The sequence below is a fragment of the Paraburkholderia suaedae genome (assembly GCF_040812055.1).
Lineage (GTDB): Bacteria > Pseudomonadota > Gammaproteobacteria > Burkholderiales > Burkholderiaceae > Paraburkholderia.
Genome location: NZ_JBFOAH010000006.1, coordinates 263,507 through 285,328, shown reverse-complemented (window position 1 = coordinate 285,328; position 21,822 = coordinate 263,507). Strand labels below are relative to the sequence as shown.

The following is a 21,822-nucleotide window of genomic DNA, read 5'->3' as shown; positions in this document are numbered from 1 at the left end:
ATTCTAATGGCTTTCGCGACGCGTTCCCGCTAGACACACCCAACCTTCATGTTCGCGCCAGACGCCGATATCGATCCAGCGCGCGTACACCTGCGCGACTTCGTCCGCCTGGCGCGCGAGAATGCCGGAGAGCGCGATGCGGCCGCCTGGCTTTACCTTCGACGACAGCATCGACGCCATCAGCTTGAGGGGATTGGAGAGGATATTCGCGACCACGATATCGAATGCGCCGCTCGGACATTCGTCGGGCAAACCGTACGTGACTTCGGCGCGGTTGCGCGCGCTGTTGTGCCGCGCCGACTCGATCGCTTGCGGGTCGATGTCGATGCCATACACCGGGTTGGCGCCGCATTTTCTGGCAAGAATGGCGAGGATGCCGGAGCCGCAACCGTAATCGAGCATGGACTGCCCGGGCTCGACCGATTGCTCGAGCCATTCCATGCACAGCCGCGTGGTGGGATGGCTGCCGGTACCGAACGCGAGGCCCGGGTCGAGCTCCAGTATCAATGCTTCGGGGTCCGGTGCATCGTGCCACGACGGCACTACCCAGATGCGCTCGCCAACCGGAATCGGATCGAATTGCGATTGCGTGAGCCGCACCCAGTCCTGGTCTTCGACGTCGCACACTGTAAACGACGGTGCGGCATCGAGCCCGACCTCGTTCGCCGCGGCGGTGAGCAGCACCGCGGGTTCGTGGTCCAGCGCGAGCAACGCGATCACGCGCGAACGCTGCCACGCGGAGCGATCCGGCGTAAGACCGGGCTCGCCGAACAGCGGCTGTTCGTCGGGCGTGTCGGCGTCCGCGTCTTCGACCGATACCGACAGCGCGCCCAACTCGAGCAATGCATCGCAGAATGCATCCGCGTGCTCGCGCACCAGTTCGACGACCAGTTCCCGATAGCTCATGACTTACGCTTCTTCCGGCGCGGCCTGCAGCTTCGCGGCCAACCGGTTTTCGAGGTAGTGGATGCTCGTGCCGCCTTCGACGAACTTGGCGTCGAGCATCAACTCGCGGTGCAGCGGGATGTTGGTCTGAATACCCTCGACCACCATTTCCGACAACGCGATGCGCATCCGCTTGATCGCCTGTTCGCGCGTGGCGCCGTAAGCGATCAGCTTGCCGATCATCGAATCATAATTCGGCGGCACGAAATAGCCGTTGTACGCATGGGAATCGACGCGGATGCCGGGGCCGCCCGGCATGTGCCACGAGGTCAAACGGCCAGGAGAAGGAATGAACTTGAACGGATCTTCGGCGTTGATCCGGCATTCGATCGCATGGCCCTTGAACGCAATGTCGCGCTGGCGGAACGCGAGCTTCTCGCCGGCCGCGATGCGGATCTGCTCCTGCACGATGTCCACGCCCGTGATCAGCTCGGTCACCGGATGCTCGACCTGCACGCGGGTGTTCATTTCGATGAAGTAAAACTCGCCGTTTTCGTACAGGAATTCGAACGTGCCGGCGCCCAGATAACCCATCTTCTTGCACGCGTCCGCGCAACGATCGCCGATCCTGTCGATCAGACGGCGCGCGATGCCCGGCGCCGGTGCTTCTTCGATCACCTTCTGGTGGCGACGCTGCATCGAGCAGTCGCGCTCGCCTAGCCACACCGCGTTCCTGAACGAGTCGGACAGCACCTGGATTTCGATGTGCCGCGGGTTCTCCAGGAACTTCTCCATGTAGACCTGCGGATTGCCGAATGCACGGCCGGCTTCTTCGCGTGTCATGTTGACCGCGTTCACCAGCGCGGCTTCCGTATGGACCACGCGCATGCCGCGGCCGCCGCCGCCGCCGGCGGCCTTGATGATGACCGGATAGCCGACCTGGCGAGCAATCTTCACGATCTCTTTAGGATCGTCCGGCAACGCGCCTTCCGAGCCCGGCACGCACGGCACACCGGTCTTGATCATGGTCTGCTTGGCCGTGACCTTGTCGCCCATCATCCGGATGGTTTCCGGACGCGGGCCGATGAAGGTAAAGCCGGACTGCTCGACGCGTTCCGCGAAGTCGGCGTTCTCCGACAGGAAGCCGTAGCCAGGGTGGATTGCTTCGGCATCCGTCACTTCAGCCGCGCTGATCAGCGCGGGCATGTTCAGATAGCTCAGGTTCGAAGGCGCCGGGCCGATGCAGACCGCCTCATCGGCGAGCTTCACATACTTGGCTTCCTTGTCGGCTTCGGAATAGACGACGACCGTCTTGACGCCCAGTTCGCGGCAGGCGCGCTGGATGCGAAGCGCGATCTCGCCACGATTGGCAATGAGGATTTTTTCAAACATAGCGGGTTTTCGACTCATCAATGGGCGCCGGGTTGCTGACAACACCGGCCGCCTCAGAGGATCGGTCGCGCGCCGCAGGACAGCGGCGCGCGGGCGGCGAACAACGCGTGCCGCGTTAGCCGACCACGAACAGCGGTTGGCCGTACTCGACCGCCTGGCCGTTTTCCACGAGGATTTCCTTCACCACGCCGGACTTGTCGGACTCGATTTCGTTGAGCAGCTTCATCGCTTCGATGATGCAGATCGTCTGGCCTTCCTTGACCGTGTCGCCCACCTGGACGAACGGGTCCGCGCCCGGCGACGGCGCGCGGTAGAAGGTGCCGACCATCGGCGAGGTCACCACGTGGCCTTGCGGCGCGGCGACCGCCGGCGTCGCCGGAGCCGCGGCAGCGGCCGGGGCTTCGCCCGCGGGCGGCGGTTGTTGCGCGTACTGCGGCGCGTACGAGGCGGACGGCTGCACGTAAACCGGCGGCGCATTCTTGACGATGCGCACCTTGCCTTCGCCCTCGGTCACTTCGAGTTCGGAAATACCGGACTCCGAGACGAGGTCGATCAGAGTTTTCAGTTTACGTAGATCCATCAGGGAGCCCCTTTCAATGCGTGGTGCCGGCGCGTGCGAGGCCGGCTCAAATTAGACGTGTTTGGAATTAGCCGCGCGACGAGCCGGCCGAGAGCCGGTCGAGCGCGAATTCGAGCGCGTACAGATATCCCTTCCAGCCGAGGCCGCAAATCACGCCCTCGGCCTGGTCGGAGAAATACGAGTGATGCCGGAACGCTTCCCGACGATGGACGTTCGACAGATGAATCTCAACGAACGGAATGCCGACCCCCGCCAGTGCGTCGCGAATGGCCACACTGGTGTGCGTGTACGCGGCGGGATTGATGAGAATGAAATCGGTCTTCTCGGTCCGCGCGGATTGGATGCGGTCGACCAGCGCCCCTTCATGGTTACTCTGGAACGACGCCAGCTCGACGCCGGCGTCCCCCGCGCGGTCCGCCAGTGCCTGGTCGATCTGCGGCAACGTCACGCGACCGTAGACCTCGGGCTCCCGGGTGCCGAGAAGGTTGAGGTTGGGCCCGTGCAGTACCAGCAGTCGCGTCATGGTGGCTTCTTTTTCCGTGGAATTGGGCGCACTTTAGCGCTGATTAGAGAAATTTGTCTAGTTTCGGGCGCTTGAGAAGCGATGCCGTCTCGCCAGCGGGCGCGCGCCCGGCGCCAATCTTACCTCAACTTCGCGCAATTTCTTGCCATCAAGCACATTACCGCCGCCAAAGGCGGCGACGGAGGTGGACCGTCACAGCGCGTCGAGCGTCTGCCTGAGGGCCGCGGGGTCGATCTGGCCCAATTTTGTCGAGCGCACCTTGCCCGCTGCGTCGATGACCACCGTGAACGGCAGGCCGCCCGCGTCATTGCCGAAAGCGCGTGCGAGATCCGCGCCGCCGAAGCCCGTCACGTACACGGGGTAGGCCACCTTCACTTTCTGAAGGAACGCTTGCACGTTCTTGTCGGAATCGACGCCGAGTCCCACGAACTGGATGCCTTTGTTTTGATAATCGCGCTGAATTTGCGACAGTGACGGCATTTCCTCGACACATGGGCCGCACCAGGAAGCCCAGAAGTTCACGACGACCGGGTGCCCCTTCAGCAGGCTGAGCGACTGGGGCTTGCCGTCGACGCTCGTGACGCGCGCACTCCATAGCTGTTCGACTGCGCTTTGCTGTGAACTGGCTTGCGCCGCGTGCGCGACTTCGGTGCCGCCATTGAGCCAGTGGTTGGCGAGCACGCCGCCGCCCGCAGCGACGACCGCGATCAGCCCGCCCGCCAGAATCCGTCTCGTGTTCATTGTCAGTGTGTCTAATTGGTGGAAGGGGTGACTTCGCCGTTCTCGAGCAGCGCGCGAACCGCCTGCAAATTGGCCCGCGCGGTGCGGCCGCGCGCGTCGGCGCGGACCGCGCCGCGCAGATCGTCGGTTTCGTAGAGCGCGACGTGAATGCCGGCCGGTACAGCTTCGCGCCGTTCGTTCTCCGGTCGCCACAGGAAGCTGAGCGTCTCGACATAGCCGCGACCGGCGAAATGCCGCGTTTCGGACACGTCGTACTGAATGTTGGCGTTCAGAAAGTAGATGGCGACTTCCTTGGGGTTATCGCAGAACACCTGCAGGTGCACGTCGGAATGTTCCCCTGCTGTGCCGCCGAGCACCGCGCCCGTCAGATACGGGTTGAACAGCGCGAGCCGTTCCATCCAGTCGACGGCAATCACGCGCAGCCGCCGCAGCAGCGCCGGCTGGCTGTCGCCCTGGAAAAGCGCCTGATAGCCGCGGATTTCTTCTTCGATCTGGTCGTTATCCGGCAGCCATTCCCCGGCCACGCGCGTTTCCCCGACGACTTGCCGCGCCGCCTTGCGCTTGGCCGTGGCGTAATCAAGACCGTCTTCGGCGATCATGCGCGCTGCCGCGATGGCGATCTCTTCGCGCACGCGCTGCGGATCGAAATGTGATTTGCGAATCATCCGTCAATCATACTAGAGATTACCGACGGCCCTTTCCCGGCGGGGCGCGAGGGGCGCGAGGAGGGCGCGGCGAGCGCGGCGGTGGCGCACGCCCACAGGCGAGGCGATGGCCGCGCGGATACGGCGAGCCGGAACCTGTCGGTTACAATAGCGTCCTTTGCAGGCGGTCGTTCCGGCCGTTTTTGCACCTCCATTCCCTCGCAAAAAACGCCCGCGCGGCACCACAGGCTTATGCACATCCACATCCTCGGCATCTGCGGCACGTTCATGGGCGGTCTGGCAGTGCTCGCGCGCGGCGCGGGCCACACCGTGACGGGTTGCGACGCCGGCGTCTATCCGCCCATGAGCACGCAACTGGAAGCCCAAGGCATCCGCCTGATCGAGGGTTACGAGGCCGACCAGTTGAACGGCCTGAGCGCGGACCTGTTCGTGATCGGCAACGTGGTCTCGCGCGGCAACCCGCTGATGGAAGCGATTTTGGACCGGGGTCTGCCGTATGTGTCCGGCCCCCAGTGGTTGGGCGAGCACGTGCTGAACGGCAAATGGGTGCTGGCAGTGGCGGGCACGCACGGCAAGACCACCACCAGTTCGATGCTCACGTGGCTGCTCGAAGACGCCGGCCTCAACCCGGGCTTCCTGATCGGCGGCGTGCCGTTGAACTTCGGCGTGTCGGCGCGGCTCACCGATTCGAGCTTCTTTGTGATCGAAGCCGACGAGTACGACACCGCCTTCTTCGACAAGCGTTCGAAGTTTGTCCATTACCGACCCAAAACCGCGGTGCTGAACAACCTCGAATTCGATCATGCGGACATCTTCCCGGATCTGGCCGCGATCGAAACCCAGTTTCATCACCTGGTCCGGACGGTGCCCAGCATCGGCCGGGTGGTGACGAACGGCCGCGAGGACGCGCTGGAGCGTGTGCTGACGCGCGGTTGCTGGAGCCAGGTCGAGCGCTTCGGCGTGCAGGGAGGCTGGGAAACGCTGGCCGCCGAACCCGGTGTGCCGGTCGACGAGCGTTTCGCCGTGTATCACAACAGCGAGCGGGTCGGCGTGGTCGAATGGCAAGTGCAGGGCGAGCACAACCGCATGAACGCGCTCGCCGCGATTGCCGCCGCCCGCCACGTGGGCGTGCCGCCGGCGCAGGCCGCCAAGTCGCTGACGAGCTTTCGCAATGTGAAGCGGCGCATGGAAGTGCGCGGCAGCGTCGACGGCGTGACCGTTTACGACGACTTTGCGCATCACCCCACCGCAATCGACACCACGATCGCCGGCCTCCGCGCGCGCGTGGGGCGCCATAACACGCGAATTCTGGCGGTGCTGGAGCCGCGCTCGAATACCATGAAGCTGGGCGTCATGAAAGCGCAATTGCCGGCCAGCCTCGCCGACGCCGATCTTGCGTTCGGCTACGGCGCGCCGACGGGACGCGACGCGCTGGGCTGGAATCTCGCCGAGGCGCTTGCGCCGCTCGGCGGCAAGGCACAGGCCTTCGACAATCTGGACGCGCTGGTCAAAGCCGTGGTCCATGCGGCGCGCCCAGGCGATCAGGTTCTGGTGATGAGCAACGGCGGCTTCGGCGGCGTGCACCAGAAACTGCTCGACGCCCTTTCCGCGCGAGGCACTTCGTGATTCTCTATCTGCACGGTTTTCGCTCGTCGCCCAATTCGTTCAAGGCGCGCCTGCTGGCGGCGCGGCTCGCCGAGCTGGGCCGCGCCGACGAATGGTGCTGCCCGACGCTGCCGGTCTCGCCGTTGGAAGCGGTCGCGCTCGCGGAATCGCTGGTGAGTGCCGCCGGCGCGCATCGTGTGACGCTCGTCGGCAGCTCGCTGGGCGGCTATTTCGCCACCCATCTGGCGGAGAAACACGGCTGGCCGGCCGTGCTGCTGAACCCGGCCGTCGTCCCGCAACGTGACCTGAGCGCGTACCTCGGCGAGCAGCCGCTGTGGCACGGCGGCGGCAGTATCGTGGTCGAGCCGCATCATCTGGACGAACTGCGCGCCCTCGGCGTCGGGTCGATCACCCGGCCCGAACGCTATTATCTGCTCGCGGCCACCGGCGACGAAGTGCTCGATTACCGTGAAATGCTTGCACACTATCCGGGTGCACGCACTACGCTGATCGAGGGAAGCGACCATGCGATCAGCGAGTTCGCGCAGTACGTCGACCAGGTGCTGGCCTTTTGCGACGCCGAAGACGTCGAGCCACCGGCGCCGCGCGAGGCGGCCTGAGGCGGCATGAGGCGAAGCCACGCAACAGGACCGAAACCGACGCAAACCAGGGCGAGCTGTGCCGCGAGGCCACAGCCCGTCACCAGGAATCAACCCGTCGGCGCGCTCATCGCGCCGCGGATCCACTACCACGCACACGTTGCCGTGCCGCGCGTGCAGTGACCGATCGCTGACACGAATCGGGCTCGCCGGCCAATGCAAGTCAGAACGAGAGTATTGAGTGAACGTTTTCTTCGAGGAATCGGGCAGTTTCAAGGCGGGCAGCGTGCTGTCGCGTCAGGGCGACGCGTTTCAGGTCGAGTTGCCGGGCGGCCGGCGAGCCAAGGTGCGAGCCAAAGACGTGCTGATCGAATTCGACAAGCCGAGCGCGGCCGAACTGATGCAGCAGGCCGAGGCCACGGCGCAGGAGATCGACCTGGACTTCCTGTGGGAATGCGCGCCGGACGACGAGTTCCCGTTCGCCACGCTGGGCGCCGAGTACTTCGGCGCCAGCTTCGGTTCGATCGAACGCGCCGCGCTGGTGCTGCGCATGCACGGCGCGCCGGTGTACTTCCGCCGCAAGGGCCGCGGCACGTATCAGCGCGCGCCGCAGGAACAGCTGAAGATGGCGCTCGCCGGTCTGGAGCGCAAGCGTCAGCAGGCGCTCGTGCAGCAGGGCTACGAGGAAGAGCTGAAGGCCGGCCGGCTGCCGGAAGCGTTCGTCGGCAAGACCGCGCTCGCGCTGCTCACCAAGCCGGACAAGAACACCATCGAATACAAGGCGCTGGAAGGCGCGGCGGCCGCGCGCGGCATTTCGCAGGCGCGCCTGCTGCTCGAATGCGGCGCGATCGCGTCGGCGCGCGCGCTGCACGAAGCCAGGTTCCTCGCCGAGTTCTTCCCGCACGGCACCGGTTTTCCGCCCGTCACCGTCGGCAGCTTGCCGGACGATCTGCCGGAAGCAAACGTCGAGGCGTTCTCGATCGACGACATCACCACTACCGAAATCGACGACGCGTTCTCCGTCGAGCATCTCGCGGACGGCCGCGTGCGGATCGGCGTGCATATCGCCGCGCCGGCGCTCGGTATTCAGCGCGGCGACGAGGTCGACGCGATCGCGCGTACGCGTCTGTCCACCGTCTACATGCCGGGCGACAAGATCACGATGCTTCCCGATAGCGTCGTGGAAGCCTTTACGCTGGCCGAGGGCGGCTTGCGGCCGGCGCTCTCGCTGTATGTGATCGTCAATCGCGAGACGCAGGAGATCGTCGCAAGCGAAACGCGCGCCGAGCGCGTGTTCGTGAAGAACAACCTGCGGCACAACACACTCGACGAACTCGTCACCGAAGAGGCGCTCGCCGCCGGCACCGGCGACTATCCGCACAAGGACGACATCGCGGTGCTGTGGCCGTTCGCGCAAGCGTTGTTCGAAAAGCGCCAGGCCGCGCGCGCCGGGTACGGTCTGCGCCGCGAAGTGCAGCGCAACACCGACTTCAATTTCTACGTGGAAGGCGAGCACATCACCATCACCCCGCGTCGGCGTGGCTCGCCGCTCGACACCATCGTCGCCGAGCTGGCGATTCTCGCGAACTCGTCGTGGGGCGCGTTCCTGCACGACCACGGGGTGCCGGGCATCTATCGCACGCAGCGCGCGTTCGGCGCACCGAGCGGTCCGAAGCGCACGCGCATGCAGACCAACGCGGCGCCGCACGAAGGCCTCGGCGTCACGCAATACGCGTGGAGCACATCGCCGCTGCGCCGTTACGTGGACCTGGTGAACCAGTGGCAACTGGTCGCCTGCGTGCAGCACGGCGTGACCGCCAAGCTGGCTGCGCCCTTCAAGCCGAAGGACGCCGATCTGTTCGCCGTCGTGCAAGGTTTCGACGACACCTACACCGCGTACGCCGATCATCAGCGCCGCATGGAGTACTTCTGGTGTCTGCGCTGGCTGAAGCAGGAGAACCGCAAGCAGGTGGTCGCGTCGGTCGTGAAGGGCGATCTGGTGCGGCTCGAAGAGATTCCGTTGCTGCTGCATGTGCCGGGCCTCGGCGTGCACGCGCGCGGCACGCGTTTGCAGATGGAAGTGATGTCCATCGACGAATTGACCGTCGAAGCGTCCGTGCGTCTATTGCATGTACTGGACGCGCCGACCGTGACGAGCGGCGGTGAAGCGGAGGAAGCCGACGAAGGTGACGAGGAAATCATCGACGCACCCGACGACAGTGCACAAGCCGAAGCCGAGGCCCAGGCCGAACTGGATGGCGAAACCGACGACTCCGGCGCCGCCCTCGACACCGGCAACGCCGAAGCGAACGATGCCCCGCGCGACGCTTCCGATCAGCACGTTGCGGAGCCAGGACGATGAGTGCCAGCGCAGCCCGTGACCGCTACGCGGTCATCGGTAACCCCGTCGGGCATAGCAAGTCGCCGTTCATTCACGGCCGCTTTGCCGCGCAGACCGGCGAGCCGGTCGAATACGGCCATCTGCTGGCACCGGTGGACGCGTTCGTGCCGCACGTGCGCGCATTCATCGAAGCGGGCGGGCGCGGCCTGAACGTGACTGTGCCCTTCAAGGTCGACGCGCACGCGTTCGCGCAGACGCTGTCGCCGCGCGCCGCCGCGGCCGGCGCGGTCAACACGCTGCGCATCGACGCGAACGGCATTTACGGCGACAACACCGACGGCTTCGGTCTGGTGCGCGACATCGAGGTGAATCTCGGCGTGTCGTTGAAGGGCGCGCGCATCCTGTTGCTCGGCGCGGGCGGCGCCGCGCGCGGCGTGGTACTGCCGATGCTGCAGCGTGCGCCGCACACGCTGACGATCGTCAACCGCACCGCGGCGAAAGCCGAAGCGCTGGTGGATCAGTTCGCCGAGCCCGCGCGCGACGCCGCATGCCGGCTGACGGGCGGCAGCACGCGCGCGATCGAAGCGGGCGCCTACGATGTGATCGTCAACGCGACGGCCGGGAGCCTCGACGCGTCCGTGCCCGAGTGCGACGACCGCGCGTTCGGCAGCAACTCGCTCGCGTACGACATGATGTACGGCGCGCATCCGACGGTGTTCATGGAACACGCACATAAGCTCGGGGCGCGCGCCGCCGACGGTCTCGGCATGCTGGTCGAGCAGGCCGCCGAATCGTTTTACGTGTGGCGCGGCGTGCGACCTGACGGCGCGCCGGTGCTGGCGGAATTACGGGCGCTGCTGAGCGCGCCGTCGCACGCGTAAATCGCGAGATCCGGCGCGAATTCACTTACTCGAGGACTGGACCCCACGATGACAGCAACGCGGCGCGCAAGCCGGCCCGGACCGGTGCGATGGATCGCATATCTGGGCGTCGTGCTGGTGATCGCGTGGCTCGCCACGCAGGCGTTCTACTTCGCGCAGATCGCGGTCTGGAATGACGTGAACCCGCGCTCGACCGCGTTTATGCGCTCGGACGCGTGGCGCTTGTCGCAGGAACGGCCGGATCTGACGGTGCAGCGTGTCTGGGTGCCGTACGAGCAGATTTCGCGCAACCTGAAGCGCGCGATCATCGCCTCCGAGGACGCGAATTTCGTCAACAACAATGGCTACGAAACCGACGCCATCCTGCAAGCCTGGGAGCGCAACAAGGCGAAGGGCAAGATCGTGCGCGGCGGTTCTACGATCACCCAGCAACTCGCGCGCAACCTGTTTCTGTCGCGTGAGAAAAGTTATATCCGCAAGGGCCAGGAGCTGATCATCACGTGGATGCTCGAAACCTTGATGGACAAGCAACGCATCTTCGAGATCTATCTGAATTCCGTCGAGTGGGGCAACGGCGTGTATGGCGCCGAGGCGGCCGCCCGGTACTACTACAAGACGTCGGCGAGTCAGCTGAGCGTGGCGCAGGCGGCGCGCCTCGCGGTGATGCTGCCGCGGCCCAGATATTTCGACGAACATCGGGGGGGCGCGTATCTGGCTCAACGCTCGCGGGTGATCGCGCGGCGCATGGGCGCGGCCGAATTGCCCGAATAAAATCGTGTTGCACGAGAGCGCCGCGCGGGAACTACGATGGAACAGCGCAGCTATGTTACTTCGTGAGCGCGATCGGAGCCGGGAGCATGGCAAGGCGGCGCCAGCTTCCCTGCAACCAGTACCGTCAGTCAAACAGGCCCGCCTTCTGTGCGGGCTTGTTTGCGTTCCGGGCGGGCGAAGCGAACGTGCTCGCGAGATACTGCAGGGAAACGCAACAGCGGGACAAAACTGTGCGCTGGACGCTGCAATGTGCGCTTTGTCATCCGTGCGGCGGGCTGCGGCGTCGGTAGTTTCCCTGAACACATTGCCAGCGGCATGGGGGTTGCGTCTCACTCGCTGCCGGTCCGAGTAACAATGAGACGAGGCGGCCAGGTGTCTATACCGTGGATACAGCATCCCGGCTTGGGCTGCGACATCCGGACTTACGATTCGACGTGATGCGTGCTAACCAACTATCAGGCGCTGTCGCCACCCTGGCTGTCGTGTTGTCGCCGGCTGCGATGCTGTCGATAAGGGGAGGCACGGGCTATTGCTTTTTCGTTGTTTTCGCGCTCGCTCTCGCCTACCTTGCCAAGGCCGAGCATCGGCGTCGCGCGGCGGCGCTGTTTCGCGAGCAGTGGCTTTTCGTTCTGGCTCTGATCGGCATGCCGGCCGTCGTGCTGTTCCAGATAGCGGCTTTTCGAAGCAGCACCTTTCCGGCGTTCGATCCATTTCTGCGGTTCGCTCTCGCTGTCCCGATTTTCTTCTATCTCGCATCGCTGGGGTCCCGGAACCTGCGCCTCGTGCAATGGGGATTTGTGGCAGGTGCGCTGGCTGCCGGCACGTGGGCCGTCTACGCGCGCTTTCATCCAGCGGTCTGGGTCTTACACGATCGGCTCGGCAATTCATTCACCAATCCGATCCCATTCGGCGACACGGCATTGCTGCTCGGTTTCCTGTCGATCGTGTCGATTACTCGAGGCAGGCGCACGCACGGAGCTGAGGTGGCGATCAAGATCGCGGCATTTGTGCTCGGCGGATATGCGTCGTATCTGTCGGGCTCGCGCGGGGGCTGGGTTGCAATACCGCTGCTCGTGTGGACAACCGTAGCCGGCCAGCACTGGCTAGCCGGCAGACGCGCACGCATTGCATTGAGCTGTGCCATCGTGGCGTTTGTCGTCGCACTTGCCTCCACCAGCATCGTCCTTCAGCGCATGGACGCGATGGTGTCCGACATGAAGGCGATGGAGCAAGGCCACGTCGATACGTCAGTAGGCCTGCGCCTCGAACTGTGGCGGGCGTCCGCGCTCCTGTACTGGCGCCATCCGGGCTTTGGCGTGGGGCGCGGCCGTCTGGAGGAGGCGCTCGACGATCTTGCCCAACGTGGCGAGGCGCCGCGAGCGATCGTCAACGCGGGCGCACACAGCGAATTCTTTTCAGCGCTGTCCCAAATGGGAACGTTCGGCGTGGCGGCACTGCTGCTTCTGTACGTCGGGAGCTTCAGGCCGTTCTGGCGGAGCCGGCTGAGCGCCGACGGCGAAATCGCGACCGCATCGTATCTGGGGCTCGCCGTGGTTGGCAGCACGATCATTTTCGGCTTGACGATCGACGCGTTGACGCTCGTGATGAGCGCAGCTTTTTTCGCGCTGACGGTGGCAACACTGCTTGCGTGGATCGAAGCCCGAAAGCGGGAAATCGGCAAAGTGGACAACCCCGCTGCGCTGAAGCTGAAACGGCCTCCGCGAACGATTCTCGTGGCCTGCCCGCGTCGGATAGGCGATGTGTTGGTGGTGACGCCGCTAGTCCGGTCGATGAAGACGCAATGGCCCGAGGCCGAGATCGACATGATCGTGTTTCGGGGCACAGAAGGGGTACTTGAGCATAACCCGGACGTGCGCCACGTCATTACTGAGATTCAGCGGCTTCCGCTGCGCGAGCAAATTGCCAACGCGGCAAAGATCTGGCGGCGTTACGACCTTGCCTGTGCCGCCATCGACTCCGATCGTGCACTGATTTATACGTGGCTTGCCGGCCGCAAGCGGATCGGGCTCGTCAATGCCGATCGTGTGAAGTGGCTCGCCCGCCTCACGCTTGCTCGTATGGCGCTGGACCGGCAACTGGAGATGCACGCGGTGGCCAGCACGCTGCAACTGGCGCCGCTGGTAGGTGTGACGCCGCGCGCGGAGGTGGTCGTGCCGGGTATGGGTCCGGATCCCGAGCGCAGAGCCCGGTTCGAGGCGCGGTTGAATGCGCCGCACGGCGCAATGCCGGGCCAGCCAATGGTCGTGCTGCACCCGTACCCGAAGTACAGGTACAAACAATGGACGGTCGATGGCTGGGCCGCAACGATCCGCTGGCTGCGCGCGCAGGGCTGTGCCGTCGCGCTGAGCGGAGGACCGGCGCCGAGCGAGCGCCAGTATGCCGAGCAGGTGATCGCGGCGGCTGGCGAGTCCGTTTTGAATCTGGTGGGTGAGCTCACGCTCGGCGAAACAGCGGAAATGATCCGGCGTGCGAATCTCTTTATCGGTCCCGATACGGGTATTACGCATATTGCCGCCGCGTGCGGCACGCCGACCATTGCGTTGTTCGGCCCAACGGACCCGGTCCGCTGGGGACCCTGGCCATTCAGATGGCCGGTGAATGAACAGCCATGGGCTCGACGCGGCTCCCGGCTGCGGGGCAACGTGTACCTGTTGCAAGGCGAAAGCGAGTGCGTTCCGTGCCGGCAGGAAGGGTGCGACCGGCACACCCAAAGCACTAGCGATTGCCTGATCACCTTGCGGGCAAGCCGTGTGATGGCTGTCGCCGCGCAACTGCTTGGCATACCCGCACCGGCGCAGACTCACATCATCGGCATCACATCATCGGCATTGGCAGGTAGAGGCGCCCTGTAGGCGTCGGCGTTGCGCAGGCAGACATTGCGCGAGGAACGCCGCCCGTTCGGCAGTCCGCGCACACCCGGCGCATGCCCATTACCCGCCCCCGTTCAGCCGCCGCAGCGTCTCGAAACTATAAATCCCATTATCTGAGTCTCGCATTCACATATTGGAGCTTTCTCAAAAACGGTCCTACAATCCGAACCACTACGCGACGCGAGTCAGAGAGCCCGGCAATGGGACCACGCGAGTAGCGACAGAAAAAAACCGGAGACGAGGCCAATCATGCCTACCAGCCCAAGGCGGCGCCGTTGCGCGCGCTCTATCGCCAATCATTACGGCTTTTCCGCCGGCCCCGCGCTGTAAGCGCAAAAACCACCCCTAGCCAATCGCCATGAATAAAGCGATGCCGCCTCACGCCGAGAGCACGTCCGAAGCCGATCAAGCGACCAGCGCCGCGCCGCGCCGGACGGCCGGCCCAGCGCCCGCCGCCGGAGCGCCGCGCGCTGGCGCTCAACCGCCCGCCGTCGAAGGCATTGCGCTGCCTGGCACGCTGCTGGATATCACGCCGCAGCAGGCCGGCACGCAAACGCTGCTGCGCGGTCTGGCGATTCTCGAAGCCGCCGCTGCCGGCGTGCGCGATCTGCGCACCTTCGGCGCCGCGCTCGGCACGACCCGCAGCACCACGCACCGGCTCGTCAGCAGCCTCGTGCAGGCGCGCTATCTGCGTCAGGTGCAAGGCGGCTATCTGCTCGGCCCCAAGCTGATCGAACTGGGCACCATCGCGCTCGAACAGATGCCGCTGACCGCGGTTGCGCGACCTCATCTGGAATCGCTTGCCGAGCAGACGCTCGACACCATTCACCTCGGCGTGCGCGACGGCGACGACGTGCTGTACATCGACAAGATTCCCGGTACCCGTGGCCTCGAAATGCGCTCGCGCGTCGGCCACCGGATGCCGCTGGCGTCGACGGGGATCGGCAAGGCAATGATGCTCGACCTCACGCCGGACGTGTGGCAGTCGCTTTTCGAAGCGTCGCGCCGCGCTCTCGCGAGTGTGTCGTTCAAGCCGGACAACCGCCCCGACGCACCGACCTTCATGCAGCGCATGGCCAGCTACGCGGCCGGCGGCTACACGTTCGACCTTGAAGAGAACGAAGCGGCGATCCGTTGCGTCGCGGCCCCGGTGCGCGATGCGTCGGGCGCGGTGGTGGCGGCGCTCTCGGTGGCGAGCACGATCCCGTACATGCCGCTCGAACGCATGGACGAACTGATCCCGGTCGTGCAGCGCGAAGCGCGCGCGATCTCGGAAGAACTGGGTTGGCGCGCTCCGCAACCGACCACCCGCAGGATCAAGCGATGAAACGAGCGGGTCCTCCCACACTGGCCAGCGCTCACCCGGTTGCAGGCGTCGCCGATGCCGCTGCGGGCTTTGCGCAGGCGGCGCTGATCGCGCTCGACTGGGGCACCACGTCGCTGCGCGCCTATCTGTTCGACGCCGACGGCCAGGTGCTGGCGACGCGCGCGTCGACGGCGGGGATCATGAATCTGCCGCGGCGCGTGGAACAAGGCGGCTTCGACGCGGCTTTCGACGACGCATGCGGCGCGTGGTTCGATGAAGCGCCGGCGTTGCCGGTGATTGCGGCGGGCATGGTCGGCAGCGCGCAGGGGTGGCTCGAAGCGCCGTATGTCGACGCACCGGCGAACGCCGATGCGCTGGTGGCCGGCATCGTTCGCGTGAAGGCGGCGTGCGGCGCGACGCTGCACATCGTGCCGGGGGTGCTGCAACGCGGCGAGTTGCCCAACGTGATGCGCGGCGAAGAAACGCAGATTTTCGGCGCGCTCAGCGCGGACGCGAACGTCGCCGACACCGCCAGGCGCGCGCTGATCGGCTTGCCCGGCACGCACGCGAAATGGGTCGTCGTGCAGGCCGGGCGCATCGAGCGTTTTCATACGTTCATGACCGGTGAAGTGTACGCGGCACTGCGCGAGCATACGATTCTCGGCCGCACGATGGTGACGCCGGATCGTCCGGACATCGAAGCGTTTTTGCATGGCGTGAGCATCGCCCGCGAGAAGGGGCAGGCGGGTCTGCTCGCGACCGTGTTCAGCGCGCGCACGCTCGGCCTGACCGGACAGCTCACGCGCGACGCGCAGCCCGACTATCTGTCGGGCTTGCTGATCGGACACGAACTGGCCGGCCTCGAAGCCGTGCTGACGCAACAGCAGGACACGCTTGCCGCACAGAGCCTGCGCCTGATCGGCAATGAAGCGTTGTGCGAGCGCTACCGCCTCGCACTCGTGCAATTCGGCTGCCAGCAGGCGACGCTGGTCAAGCACGCGACCGAGCGCGGCTTGTGGCGCGTCGCCTCGCAGGCGGGGCTCGTCAACCCGGCAGCCCACGCGGCGCGCGTGGGCTGACCGGCGTACCGTCGCTCACGAAACAAGGAACCGACATGCAACCTCACATCAATCTGCCCGCTCCCTATATGCCGCACGCGGGCCTCATCGCAGCGTTCGAAGCCTGCCCGCTGATCGCCATCATGCGTGGCATAACGCCCGCCGATGCGGCCGATCACGGGCAAGCGCTATACGAAGCGGGCTTTCGCATCGTCGAAGTGCCGTTGAATTCGCCGCAACCGTTCGACAGCATCGCCGCGATCCGCAAGGTCTTGCCGGCCGACGCGATCGTCGGTGCGGGTACCGTGCTGCATCCGGCCTTCGTCAACGACGTGAAGCAGGCGGGCGGCGAACTGATCGTGATGCCACATAGCGACCCCGAAGTCGTCATCGCCGCGAAAGCGCAGGGACTGGCGTGCGCACCGGGCGTCGCGACGCCGACCGAAGCATTCGTCGCGCTGAAGAACGGCGCGGACGTGCTCAAGATGTTCCCCGCCGAACAGCTCGGCTGCCAGGTCGTGAAGGCGTGGCGCGCGGTGATCGCGGTCCAGGTGCCGCTGGTGCCGGTCGGCGGCATCACCCCGGACAACATGGGGCCGTTTTTGAGCGCCGGCGCGAACGGCTTCGGCCTGGGCTCCGCGTTGTACAAGCCCGGTCAGAGCGCAGCCGTGACCGCCTCGCATGCGAAGGCGTTCATCAACGGTTTGCGCATCGCCCGCGCGGGTGTCAGGAAATGAAACGGCTCGTCGGTAAAGCCGCGATGATCACCGGCGCTGGGCGCGGCATCGGTGCCGCGATCGCGCTGGCGTTCGCGCGCGAGGGCGCGTCGGTCGTGCTCGCTGAACTGGATGTCGACACCGCGCAACAGAGCGCCGCGCACATCAACGCGCAGACCGGCGCACGCGTGCTCGCGGTGCCCACCGACGTCACGCAGTCCGCGTCGGTTCGGCAGGCGGTGAGCCAGGCCGAGCAGGCTTTCGGCGCGCTCGACGTGCTGGTGAACAACGCCGGCATCAACGTGTTCTGCGATCCGCTGACCATGACCGACGACGACTGGCGCCGCTGCTTCGCGGTCGATCTCGACGGCGTGTGGAACGGTTGCCGCGCGGTGTTGCCGGGCATGGTCGAACGTGGTGCGGGCAGCATCGTCAACATCGCGTCGACCCATGCGTTCAAGATCATTCCGGGCTGTTTCCCGTATCCCGTCGCCAAGCATGGTGTGATCGGTTTGACCCGCGCGCTCGGCATCGAATACGCGCCGCGCAACGTGCGGGTCAACGCAATCGCGCCGGGCTATATCGAAACGCAGTTGACGCAGGACTGGTGGAACCAGCAAGCCGATCCGGCCGCCGCGCGGCAGGCCACGCTCGACTTGCAACCGATGAAGCGCATCGGCCGCCCGGAAGAAGTGGCGATGACCGCGGTGTTTCTCGCGTCGGATGAGGCGCCGTTCATCAACGCGAGTTGCATCACCGTGGATGGCGGCCGCTCGGCGCTATACCACGACTGACTCACGACTGATTTGTGCAGCACGCAGGGTTGCGCAGGGGCGCAAAGAGTGAACCGGACGACGCGCTGGCCGCGTGTGTCATCACCGGTACAAGAAAACGCGGCCGCTTACCTTCTCGTTATCAATTAGTCAGGAGACACGCATCATGAAACGTAGAATTTTCCTCACGCTGGCAGCAGCGGCGACGGGTGTGCTCTTCAACGTGCCGGTCGCGCAAGCGGCGGACCCGGTCAAGATCGGTTTTCTCGTGAAGCAGCCCGAAGAACCCTGGTTCCAGGACGAATGGAAGTTCGCCGAAATTGCCGCCAAGGAAAAGGGCTTCACGCTCGTGAAGATCGGCGCGCCCTCGGGCGAGAAGGTGATGAGCGCAATCGACAATCTGTCCGCGCAGAAGGCGCAAGGCTTCGTGATCTGCACGCCTGACGTCAAGCTCGGACCGGGGATCGTCGCGAAAGCGAAGGCCGACAAGCTGAAGATGATGACGGTGGACGACCGTCTGGTCGATGGCGCGGGTAAGCCGATCGCATCGGTGCCGCATATGGGCATTTCCGCGTACAACATCGGCAAGCAGGTCGGCGACGGTCTGGCCGCCGAGATCAAAAAGCGTGGCTGGGACATGAAGGACGTCGGCGCCATCGATGTGACCTACGAACAGCTGCCGACCGCGCATGACCGCACGAGCGGCGCGACCGACGCGCTGGTGGCCGCCGGCTTCCCGAAGGCGAACATCATCGCCGCGCCGCAAGCGAAGACCGACACGGAAAACGCGTTCAACGCCGCCAACATCGCGCTGACGAAGAATCCCCAGTTCAAGCACTGGGTTGCCTATGCGCTGAACGACGAAGGCGTGCTCGGTGCGGTGCGCGCAGCGGAGGGCCGCGGCTTCAAGGCGGACAACATGATCGGGATCGGCATCGGCGGTTCGGATTCGGCGTTGAACGAGTTCAAGAAGCCGACGCCGACGGGCTTCTTCGGCACGGTCATCATCAGCCCGAAGCGCCACGGCGAAGAAACTTCGACGCTGATGTACGACTGGATCACGCAAGGCAAGGAACCGCCGTTGCTGACGCTGACGACCGGCATGCTGGCTACGCGTGACAACGTCGGTGAAGTGCGGCAGAAGATGGGGCTCGCTGCGAATTGAGCTGCCAAAGGCGGTAGTGCGGGAGCTGACGTGCGTCGTTGTCTTTTGGATTCAGGGCGGCGGCGCGCCGGCAGCAGCGTGAGAGATGGGCTTGGGTGGGGGCGGGAGTAAGCGCTAAAGCGCTAACTCCTGTCGACCGCAACGGGTTGCATGGGACGGCAGTAAGCGCTAAAGCGCTAACCGCCGTCGACCGCAAGAGGTTGCATGGGACAGGAGTAAGCGCTAAAGCGCTAACTCCTGTCGACCGCAACAGGTTGCATGGGACGGCAGTAAGCGCTAAAGCGCTAACTGCCGTCGACAAAGGAGGCGAAGGTGTCAGCGACGCTGCGTTTTGACAATATCGGCAAAGTCTTTCCAGGCGTGCGCGCGCTCGATGGTGTGTCCTTCGACGTCAGCGTCGGCCAGGTGCACGGCCTGATGGGCGAAAACGGCGCAGGGAAATCGACCCTGCTGAAGATTCTCGGCGGTGAATATCAGCCCGATTCGGGCCGCGTGCTAATCGACGGCAACGAGGTGCGCTTTGCCAGCGCAGCGTCGTCGATCGCGGCCGGAATCGCGGTGATTCACCAGGAATTGCAGTACGTCCCCGATCTGACGGTCGCGGAAAACCTGCTGCTCGGCCAACTGCCGAACTCGCTCGGCTGGGTCGACAAACGCGAAGCCAAACGCTTCGTGCGCGAACGTCTCGAAGCAATGGGCGTGGCGCTCGACCCGAACGCGAAGCTGCGCAAGCTGTCGATCGCGCAACGGCAGATGGTCGAAATCTGCAAGGCGCTGTTGCGCAACGCGCGTGTCATCGCGCTCGATGAGCCGACCAGCTCGCTGTCGCATCGCGAGACCGAGGTGCTTTTCAAGCTGGTACGTGATCTGCGCGCGGACAACCGCGCGATGATCTACATCTCGCACCGGATGGACGAGATCTACGAGTTGTGCGATGCCTGCACCATCTTCCGCGACGGCCGCAAGATAGCATCGCATCCGACGCTCGAAGGCGTGTCGCGCGACACCATCGTCAGCGAGATGGTGGGGCGAGAAATTTCGGACATCTACAATTACTCGGCGCGCCCGCTCGGCGAAGTGCGCTTCGCGGCAAAAGGGATCGAAGGCCATGCGCTCGCGCAGCCGGCCAGCTTCGAAGTGCGGCGCGGCGAGATCGTCGGCTTCTTCGGTCTGGTGGGCGCGGGCCGCAGCGAGCTGATGCATCTGGTGTACGGCGCCGACCACAGGAAAGGCGGCGAACTGCTGCTCGACGGCAAGCCGATCAAGGTGCGCAGCGCGGGCGAAGCGATCCGGCACGGCATCGTGCTGTGTCCGGAAGACCGCAAGGAAGAGGGCATCGTCGCGATGGCGACGGTGTCGGAGAACATCAACATCAGTTGCCGGCGTCACTATCTGCGCGCGGGAATGTTTCTTGATCGCAAGAAGGAAGCAGAAACAGCCGACCGTTTCATCAAGCTGCTCAAAATCAAGACGCCGAGCCGCCGCCAGAAAATCCGCTTCCTGTCGGGCGGCAATCAGCAGAAAGCGATTCTGTCGCGCTGGCTCGCCGAGCCCGATCTGAAAGTCGTGATTCTCGACGAACCGACGCGCGGCATCGACGTCGGCGCGAAGCATGAAATCTATAACGTGATCTATCAGCTCGCCGAACGCGGCTGCGCGATCGTGATGATTTCGTCGGAGTTGCCGGAAGTGCTGGGCGTGTCGGACCGGATCGTCGTGATGCGCCAGGGCCGGATTTCCGGCGAGCTGGCGCGCCAGGACGCAAACGAACAAGCGGTGCTGAGCCTCGCACTGCCGCAAAGCTCGACCGCGCTGCCCGGAACCGACACCGGCGCCCGGCAGGCCGCCTGAACCTTATTCGGACACAAGTCCGGCAACCCGTGGGGATACGGGAGGAGTATTGAACATGCAAGCCAGAGAAAACCTCGCGCAACAGGCCGCCAAAAGCGCCGCCGATGCGCTGATTCCGCAAGCCGGCGACAAGGCCAAATGGTGGCAGCAGATCACCGAATACAGCCTGATCGTCATCTTCGTGCTGATGTTCGTCACGATGTCGCTGACCGTCGATCACTTCTTCTCGATCGAGAACATGCTCGGCCTCGCGCTGTCGATCTCGCAGATCGGCATGGTCGCGTGCACGATGATGTTCTGCCTCGCCTCGCGCGACTTCGACCTCTCGGTGGGCTCGACCGTCGCGTTCGCGGGCGTCCTCTGCGCGATGGTGCTCAATGCCACCGGCAATACCTTCATCGCGATCATCGCGGCAGTCGCGGCGGGCGCGGTGATCGGTTTCGTCAACGGCGCGGTCATCGCGTATCTGCGCATCAATGCGCTGATCACGACGCTCGCAACGATGGAAATCGTCCGCGGCCTCGGCTTCATCGTGTCGCATGGGCAGGCCGTGGGTGTGTCGTCGGACACGTTCATCGCGCTGGGCGGCCTGAGCTTCTTCGGCGTGTCGCTGCCGATCTGGGTCACGCTGCTGTGCTTCATCGTATTCGGCGTGATGCTCAATCAGACCGTGTACGGCCGCAATACGCTCGCGATCGGCGGCAATCCGGAAGCGTCGCGTCTGGCCGGTATCAATGTCGAACGCACGCGCGTCTACATCTTCCTGATTCAGGGCGCCGTGACCGCGCTGGCCGGTGTGATCCTCGCGTCGCGCATCACGTCCGGTCAGCCGAACGCTGCCGAAGGTTTCGAGCTCAACGTGATCTCGGCTTGCGTGCTGGGCGGCGTGTCGCTGCTCGGCGGCCGCGCGACCATTTCCGGCGTCGTGATCGGCGTGCTGATCATGGGCACGGTCGAGAACGTGATGAACCTGATGAACATCGACGCGTTCTATCAATACCTGGTGCGCGGCGCGATCCTGCTTGCCGCCGTGCTGCTCGACCAGTTGAAGAACCGCGGTTCGCGCGATTGAGTTCCGC

The 21,822-nt window shown here is 64.9% G+C and carries 19 protein-coding genes and 1 pseudogene; 14 read left to right on the top strand and 6 right to left on the bottom strand.

Annotated features, from left to right (window positions below; translation table 11 throughout):
- Window positions 1-3: 3 nt before the first annotated feature.
- The 6 genes from prmA to ABQJ48_RS11915 all read right to left on the bottom strand — a co-directional run bounded on the left by prmA (window position 4) and on the right by ABQJ48_RS11915 (window position 4,786).
- A complete protein-coding gene (gene prmA / locus ABQJ48_RS11940) occupies window positions 4-906 on the bottom strand; it encodes a 50S ribosomal protein L11 methyltransferase (RefSeq protein ID WP_367838221.1) in 903 nt (300 codons plus the stop codon).
- 3 nt (window positions 907-909) lie between these two features.
- On the bottom strand, window positions 910-2,277 hold the full coding sequence (gene accC, locus ABQJ48_RS11935) for an acetyl-CoA carboxylase biotin carboxylase subunit (protein WP_367838220.1): 1,368 nt from the start codon (window positions 2,275-2,277) through the stop codon (window positions 910-912).
- Window positions 2,278-2,392: 115 nt separating this feature from the next.
- Entirely contained in the window at window positions 2,393-2,857 is a 465-nt protein-coding gene (gene accB / locus ABQJ48_RS11930; RefSeq protein WP_367838219.1) for an acetyl-CoA carboxylase biotin carboxyl carrier protein, read from the bottom strand.
- Between the two features lie 67 nt (window positions 2,858-2,924).
- Window positions 2,925-3,380 carry a type II 3-dehydroquinate dehydratase gene (gene aroQ, locus ABQJ48_RS11925; RefSeq protein WP_367838218.1) on the bottom strand — a complete coding sequence of 152 codons (456 nt, stop codon included), beginning with the start codon at window positions 3,378-3,380 and terminating at the stop codon, window positions 2,925-2,927.
- A gap of 192 nt (window positions 3,381-3,572) precedes the next feature.
- Complete coding sequence (locus ABQJ48_RS11920) at window positions 3,573-4,121, bottom strand: TlpA family protein disulfide reductase (protein WP_367838217.1); 549 nt, start codon at window positions 4,119-4,121, stop codon at window positions 3,573-3,575.
- 11 nt (window positions 4,122-4,132) lie between these two features.
- Window positions 4,133-4,786, bottom strand: a complete 654-nt coding sequence (locus ABQJ48_RS11915; protein ID WP_367838216.1) for a UDP-N-acetylmuramate--alanine ligase — start codon at window positions 4,784-4,786, stop codon at window positions 4,133-4,135.
- Window positions 4,787-5,017: 231 nt separating this feature from the next.
- Here ABQJ48_RS11915 and mpl point away from each other — a divergent pair, with 231 nt between their 5' ends.
- The 14 genes and pseudogenes from mpl to araH all read left to right on the top strand — a co-directional run bounded on the left by mpl (window position 5,018) and on the right by araH (window position 21,815).
- Window positions 5,018-6,412: a UDP-N-acetylmuramate:L-alanyl-gamma-D-glutamyl-meso-diaminopimelate ligase gene (gene mpl / locus ABQJ48_RS11910; RefSeq protein WP_367838215.1), complete on the top strand. Its 1,395-nt coding sequence runs from the start codon at window positions 5,018-5,020 to the stop codon at window positions 6,410-6,412.
- Window positions 6,409-7,011 (top strand): YqiA/YcfP family alpha/beta fold hydrolase, encoded by a 603-nt coding sequence (locus ABQJ48_RS11905; RefSeq protein WP_367838214.1) that lies wholly within the window; start codon window positions 6,409-6,411, stop codon window positions 7,009-7,011. The genes mpl and ABQJ48_RS11905 overlap by 4 nt, the downstream gene beginning before the upstream one ends.
- A gap of 220 nt (window positions 7,012-7,231) precedes the next feature.
- Window positions 7,232-9,352, top strand: coding sequence for a ribonuclease catalytic domain-containing protein (locus tag ABQJ48_RS11900; protein WP_367838213.1), 2,121 nt, complete (start codon window positions 7,232-7,234; stop codon window positions 9,350-9,352).
- The gene (aroE, locus tag ABQJ48_RS11895; RefSeq protein WP_367838212.1) at window positions 9,349-10,212 is read left to right on the top strand and encodes a shikimate dehydrogenase; all 864 of its coding nucleotides are present in this window, start codon (window positions 9,349-9,351) and stop codon (window positions 10,210-10,212) included. Before ABQJ48_RS11900 ends, aroE begins: the two co-directional genes overlap by 4 nt.
- Before the next feature lie 48 nt (window positions 10,213-10,260).
- Window positions 10,261-10,983, top strand: coding sequence for a monofunctional biosynthetic peptidoglycan transglycosylase (mtgA, locus tag ABQJ48_RS11890; RefSeq protein ID WP_367838211.1), 723 nt, complete (start codon window positions 10,261-10,263; stop codon window positions 10,981-10,983).
- A 437-nt stretch (window positions 10,984-11,420) separates the two neighbouring features.
- Window positions 11,421-12,428: pseudogene (locus ABQJ48_RS11885) on the top strand (O-antigen ligase family protein); the annotation flags it as partial.
- 255 nt (window positions 12,429-12,683) lie between these two features.
- Window positions 12,684-13,856, top strand: coding sequence for a glycosyltransferase family 9 protein (locus ABQJ48_RS11880; RefSeq protein ID WP_473094129.1), 1,173 nt, complete (start codon window positions 12,684-12,686; stop codon window positions 13,854-13,856).
- Between the two features lie 376 nt (window positions 13,857-14,232).
- On the top strand, window positions 14,233-15,201 hold the full coding sequence (locus ABQJ48_RS11875) for an IclR family transcriptional regulator (protein ID WP_367838210.1): 969 nt from the start codon (window positions 14,233-14,235) through the stop codon (window positions 15,199-15,201).
- Complete coding sequence (locus ABQJ48_RS11870; protein WP_367838209.1) at window positions 15,198-16,259, top strand: 2-dehydro-3-deoxygalactonokinase; 1,062 nt, start codon at window positions 15,198-15,200, stop codon at window positions 16,257-16,259. The genes ABQJ48_RS11875 and ABQJ48_RS11870 overlap by 4 nt, the downstream gene beginning before the upstream one ends.
- Window positions 16,260-16,294: 35 nt before the next feature.
- Complete coding sequence (locus ABQJ48_RS11865; RefSeq protein WP_367838208.1) at window positions 16,295-16,975, top strand: 2-dehydro-3-deoxy-6-phosphogalactonate aldolase; 681 nt, start codon at window positions 16,295-16,297, stop codon at window positions 16,973-16,975.
- Window positions 16,972-17,748 (top strand): SDR family oxidoreductase, encoded by a 777-nt coding sequence (locus ABQJ48_RS11860; RefSeq protein ID WP_367838207.1) that lies wholly within the window; start codon window positions 16,972-16,974, stop codon window positions 17,746-17,748. The genes ABQJ48_RS11865 and ABQJ48_RS11860 overlap by 4 nt, the downstream gene beginning before the upstream one ends.
- A 145-nt stretch (window positions 17,749-17,893) precedes the next feature.
- Window positions 17,894-18,892: an arabinose ABC transporter substrate-binding protein gene (locus tag ABQJ48_RS11855; RefSeq protein WP_367838206.1), complete on the top strand. Its 999-nt coding sequence runs from the start codon at window positions 17,894-17,896 to the stop codon at window positions 18,890-18,892.
- Window positions 18,893-19,204: 312 nt separating this feature from the next.
- Window positions 19,205-20,743 carry an L-arabinose ABC transporter ATP-binding protein AraG gene (gene araG, locus ABQJ48_RS11850; protein WP_367838205.1) on the top strand — a complete coding sequence of 513 codons (1,539 nt, stop codon included), beginning with the start codon at window positions 19,205-19,207 and terminating at the stop codon, window positions 20,741-20,743.
- A 55-nt stretch (window positions 20,744-20,798) separates the two neighbouring features.
- The gene (araH, locus tag ABQJ48_RS11845; protein ID WP_367838204.1) at window positions 20,799-21,815 is read left to right on the top strand and encodes an L-arabinose ABC transporter permease AraH; all 1,017 of its coding nucleotides are present in this window, start codon (window positions 20,799-20,801) and stop codon (window positions 21,813-21,815) included.
- Window positions 21,816-21,822: the final 7 nt, after the last annotated feature.